6 protein-coding genes are annotated in these 4,589 nt (G+C 72.3%); all 6 read left to right on the forward strand.

Annotated elements, in window-relative coordinates:
- A partial coding sequence (locus OZN99_RS25990) for a TSCPD domain-containing protein (protein WP_456299903.1) occupies positions 1-517 on the forward strand: 517 nt, incomplete at its 5' end.
- A gap of 84 nt (positions 518-601) precedes the next feature.
- A complete protein-coding gene (locus OZN99_RS25995) occupies positions 602-1,336 on the forward strand; it encodes a hypothetical protein (protein WP_270938136.1) in 735 nt (244 codons plus the stop codon).
- 92 nt (positions 1,337-1,428) lie between these two features.
- The gene (locus OZN99_RS26000; protein ID WP_270938137.1) at positions 1,429-1,896 is read left to right on the forward strand and encodes a RidA family protein; all 468 of its coding nucleotides are present in this window, start codon (positions 1,429-1,431) and stop codon (positions 1,894-1,896) included.
- A 38-nt stretch (positions 1,897-1,934) separates the two neighbouring features.
- Complete coding sequence (locus OZN99_RS26005; protein WP_270938138.1) at positions 1,935-3,101, forward strand: GNAT family N-acetyltransferase; 1,167 nt, start codon at positions 1,935-1,937, stop codon at positions 3,099-3,101.
- Positions 3,101-3,493: an MGMT family protein gene (locus OZN99_RS26010; protein ID WP_270938139.1), complete on the forward strand. Its 393-nt coding sequence runs from the start codon at positions 3,101-3,103 to the stop codon at positions 3,491-3,493. Before OZN99_RS26005 ends, OZN99_RS26010 begins: the two co-directional genes overlap by 1 nt.
- Positions 3,494-3,566: 73 nt before the next feature.
- A complete protein-coding gene (locus OZN99_RS26015) occupies positions 3,567-4,436 on the forward strand; it encodes a DMT family transporter (RefSeq protein WP_270938140.1) in 870 nt (289 codons plus the stop codon).
- Positions 4,437-4,589 lie beyond the last annotated feature (153 nt).

Genomic DNA, 4,589 nt, shown 5'->3' on the forward strand with positions numbered 1-4,589 from the left:
CGCGCGCCCCCCCGCCGCGGCCCCGCCCCGCCCGCAGCCGCTGCCGCTGCGTCCGGGCGGCGCGGTGTGGCGCGTGACGGTGGGCGGGCACAAGGTGGTGCTGCGCACCACCGAGGACCATGCCGGGCGGCCGACCGAGGTCGCCGTCGCCCTGACCAAGGAAGGCGCCGCCTATCGCAGCCTGATGGACGCGATGATGCAGTCCGTCTCGATCGGTCTCGCCGGCGGCGTGAAGCTCGCGGCCTATGTGGACGCCTACGCCTATACCCGCTTCGGCCCGGCCGGCGCGGTGGAGGGCGACCCGGCCATCCAGCGCGCGACCAGCGTGCTGGACTGGGCCTTCCGCAAGCTGGCGCGCGAGTATCTCGGCCGCCGTGACCTGCCCGACCCGTCCGAGGCGGATTGCGCGCCGGACGCGGTGGGCCGCGCCGTGGAGCAGGCGCCGCTGCTACCGCTGGAACTGCCCGAGTCTCCCTCCCCGCGCAGCCGGCGGCGGCAGCTGAAGCTGGTCGGGTGAGGCGCGCGACGCCCTGTACAGGCGCGCTTCCGGTCTTGGCATCCTTCGCCCTATGGTTGTGTCCTTCTCCGGAAGAGGGCGTCGATGCTCATCCGCATCATGTTCTGGAACACGCTGGGCGGCGCGATCCCGCCCTCCTTCGCGCTGAACCTGGCGTACCAGGCCGGGGCGGACGTGTTCTGCGTCGCGGAGCCGGCCGGCGCCTTCGACCGCGTGACCTCCCCGAACTTCGAGAAGGTGACGCTCGGCGGGCGGCGCCGGATGTATGTGTTCCACAACGAGTCGCTCGAACTCGTGCTGGCCCGGACGAACGACATCGGCAAGTCGGGCGAGGCGGGCTTCGTGCAGTTCAAGGACGGCAACGATCAGATCGGCATCGGCTTTTGCCACGCACAGTTCACCAGCGGCCGCCTGGACGGCACGCATACGGCGGACTGGATGGCCAGCTTCGAATCCTGGCTGAAGGGGCTGGGCGCCGACCTCTATGTGGGCGACACCAACATGGGCTCGCTCGGCACCGTGCGGTCGAGCCATCCCCGCTCGGCGAACAGCAACACGATCCTGGGCGACCGGCCCACCACGGATGGCGGAATGCCCTATGACAAGGGGAAGATCCTCGACCGCCGCATCACGGTCGACGCCGCCGGCGTGATCCTGCCGGAATCGCGGCGGCCGCCGCCAAGCGACGGGGATATGGACGACGACAAGGATGCGCGGGGCAATTTCTATATACCGATGAACTCGAACCAGGAGACGATCTACCGGCAGAGCAACCATCGGCCGATCTACGTGGACATCACCTTCGAGGGCACCGGCTGAGCGGCCCGATGGCCCAGGGGGCGCGCAGCCCAGAGGGCCGGATCGGCCCGCCCATGATACGGGACGCCCACGGAACAGCAGAGGACTGACGCATGCCCGGCACCATTGACGCCAAGCTTGCCGAACTCGGGATCAGCGTGCCGGCCACCGCCGCGCCGATGGCCAACTACATCGGCTACAACATCGTCGGGAACCTGGTGGTCGTCTCGGGCCAGATCCCGCTGGTGGACGGCAAGATCGCCGTCACCGGCAAGGTCGGCGCCGGCGTCAGCGTGGAGCAGGGCCAGCAGGCCGCGCGCATCTGCTTCGTCAACCTGCTGGCGCAGCTCAAGGCCGCCACCGGCGGCGACCTGGACCGGGTGAAGCGCGTGGTGCGCCTCGGCGGCTTCATCGCCTCCCCGCCCGACTTCACGCAGCATGCGCTGGTGATGAACGGCGCCTCCGACCTGGCCGTCGCGGTGTTCGGCGACAAGGGCCGCCACGCCCGCACCACCATCGGCGTCCCCGCCCTGCCCGGCGACGCCGCGGTGGAGGTCGAAGGCATGTTCGAGATCGCGTGAGGCTTGCGCGCGGTCCGCGCATCCCGACCTGACGCCGCATGCCCGACGGCGCGCCCGAGCTGAGCCTGACGCTGCACCGCGCGATCGGGGAGATCCCGGCGGCGGCGTGGGATGCCTGCGCCGGCGGCGGCAATCCCTTCGTCTGCCATGCCTTCCTGGCGGCGCTGGAAGCCAGCGGCAGCGTCGGGGGGCGCAGCGGCTGGCTGCCGCAGCACGCCGCGCTCCGCGACGCGGGCGGCCGGCTGCTGGCCTGCGCGCCGATGTACGCGAAGTCGCACAGCTACGGGGAATACGTCTTCGACCATGGCTGGGCCGACGCCTATGAGCGTGCGGGCGGGCGCTACTATCCGAAGCTGCAGGTCGCCGCCCCGTTCAGCCCGGTGCCCGGACCGCGGCTGCTGCTCCATCCGGAGTCCGGACTCGGCCCGGAAGCGATGGCGCAGGGGCTGGCGCAGGCCTGCGGGCAGCTCGACCTCTCCTCGGTCCACGTCACCTTCTGCACGGCGGCGGAATGGGAGGCGCTGGGCCGCGCCGGCTGGCTGCAACGCATCGGCACGCAGTTCCACTGGACCAACCAGGGCTACGGCAGCTTCGACGACTTCCTGGCCGCCCTCTCCTCCCGCAAGCGCAAGCAGATCAGGCGCGAGCGGCGCGACGCGGAGGCCAGCGGCTTCGTGCTGAAGACGCTCCGCGGGCACGAGATCACGCCGAAGCACTGGGCCGCCTTCCACCGCTTCTACATGGCGACCACCGACAAGAAGTGGGGCCGCAGCGCCTACCTCAACGCGCGCTTCTGGCCGCTGCTGGGCGAGGCGCTGGGCGACCGCGTGGTGCTGATGGTGGCGGAACAGGATGGCGAGCCGGTGGCCGGCGCGCTGAACCTGCTGGGGGAGGAGGCGCTGTACGGCCGCAACTGGGGCGCCGTGGTCGATGCGCCCTTCCTGCATTTCGAGCTGTGCTACTACCGCGCCATCGACTTCGCCATCGAGCTCAGGCTGCCGCGCGTCGAGGCCGGCGCGCAGGGCGAGCACAAGATCCAGCGCGGCTACCTGCCGGTGCCCACCTATTCCGCGCACTGGATCGCCCATGCCGGGCTGCGCCGCGCCATCGCGGACTTCCTGGACCGCGAGCGCCCGGCGATGCTGCGCGAGATGGAGGCCCTCGCCACCCTCTCGCCCTTCAAGCGGGATGGCGAGGAGGGCTGATGGGCTCCCCCTTCTTCGCGCGCATCAAGGGCGACGTGCTGCTGATCGTCGCCGCGGTGCCGCCGGGGCGCGTGGTGACCTTCGCCGATGTCGGCGCGCATCTCGACGTGATGCCGCGCCATGTCGCCTACATCCTGGCCACGCTGTCGGAGATCGAGAAAGCGACGCTTCCCTGGCATCGCACGGTCGGCGCGGACGGCACGCTCGGCGTGCCCAAGGCGGGGGCGGATGGCACGCCCCAGCGCACCCTGCTGGCCGCCGAGGGCGCCGCCTTCGACCCGGACGGGCGCATCACGGATTTCGTGGCGCGGCGGGTGGAGGTGTCGGCGCTGCCGCATGGCGTGCCGCAGCAGACGCGGCCGGCGGAGGCCCCGAAGCCGCGGCGGCGCTGACCGGCCTGCCCCGGCTTGCGGGTGCCGGCCGGACGGAGGCACAGACGGCGCGCCACACCCGCGAAGCCCGCCCGTGCTCCTTGCCTACTCGCAACTCGCGCTCTCAATGGCCCTCGTCGGCGCCAATGTCGGCGTGGCCAAGCTGCTGGCCGACAGCCTCCCGGTCGCCATGATCCTCGGCCTGCGCTGCCTGCTGGCGGTGATCGTGCTGTGGCCGCTGGCGCGCGCCATGGAAGGGCGGCTCGGCATGTCGCCGCGGCTGCTGTGGAACCTGGCGCTGCAGGCTCTGTTCGGCACGCTGCTCTACAACCTGGCGCTGCTGGCGGGCCTCCGGCTGACCACGGCGCTGGAGGCCGGGCTGATCCTGGCGACGCTGCCCGCGGTGGTCGCCGTGGGCGGCGCGCTCTGGCTGCGGGAGAGGCTGCCGCCGCGGCAATGGGCCGCCGTTACGCTCGCCGCCTTCGGCATGGGCGCGCTGGTGCTGGCCCGCGTCGCGGCGGACGGGCATGGGAGCCTGCTCGGCAACCTGCTGGTGTTCCTGGGCGTCTGCGGGGAGGCGATGTACGTGCTGCTGGCGCGGCGCATCGCCGGCCAGGCGCCGGTGGTCACGGCGACCTTCTGGATGCAGCTGTTCTCGTTCCTGATGCTGCTGCCGCTCTGCCTGCCGGTGCTGGGCGCCGCCGCGGCGCTGGCGGATCCGGCGGTATCCGGCCTGCTGGTGTTCCACAGCCTGACCAGCTCCGTGATCTGCCTGCTGCTGTGGTACGCCGGCATGCGGCGGGCGCCGGCCGGGATCGCCGGCGTCTTCACCGCCTTCCTGCCGGCGACCGCCGCGGCCGTCGCGGTCGGGCTGCTGGGCGAGCCCTTCACCACGGTGCACGCCGCCGGCTTCGTGCTGCTGATGTGCAGCCTCCTGCTGGCGACCTGGCCACGCCGCGGATGAGCGGGGCGGCCACCCGGCCGCCCCGCCCCCCGGCTCAGCCCTTGCGGCCGCCCGGCGCGGGCTGGCTCGAAGCTGCCTCCTTCGCGGCGGCCTCGCGGCGGCGGCGCTCCTCATTCGCCTGGTCGGACGCCGTCTCGGCACGCTGCCGCGTCG

The organism is Falsiroseomonas oryzae (assembly GCF_027856955.1).
GTDB lineage: Bacteria > Pseudomonadota > Alphaproteobacteria > Acetobacterales > Acetobacteraceae > Falsiroseomonas > Falsiroseomonas oryzae.

Bases quoted from the DNA above. Each gene is read 5' to 3' on its own strand.
- OZN99_RS25995 (WP_270938136.1), top strand. From the start codon at position 602: ATGCTCATCCGCATCATGTTCTGGAACACGCTGGGCGGCGCGATCCCG.
- OZN99_RS26000 (WP_270938137.1), top strand. From the start codon at position 1,429: ATGCCCGGCACCATTGACGCCAAGCTTGCCGAACTCGGGATCAGCGTG.
- OZN99_RS26005 (WP_270938138.1), top strand. From the start codon at position 1,935: ATGCCCGACGGCGCGCCCGAGCTGAGCCTGACGCTGCACCGCGCGATC.
- OZN99_RS26010 (WP_270938139.1), top strand. From the start codon at position 3,101: ATGGGCTCCCCCTTCTTCGCGCGCATCAAGGGCGACGTGCTGCTGATC.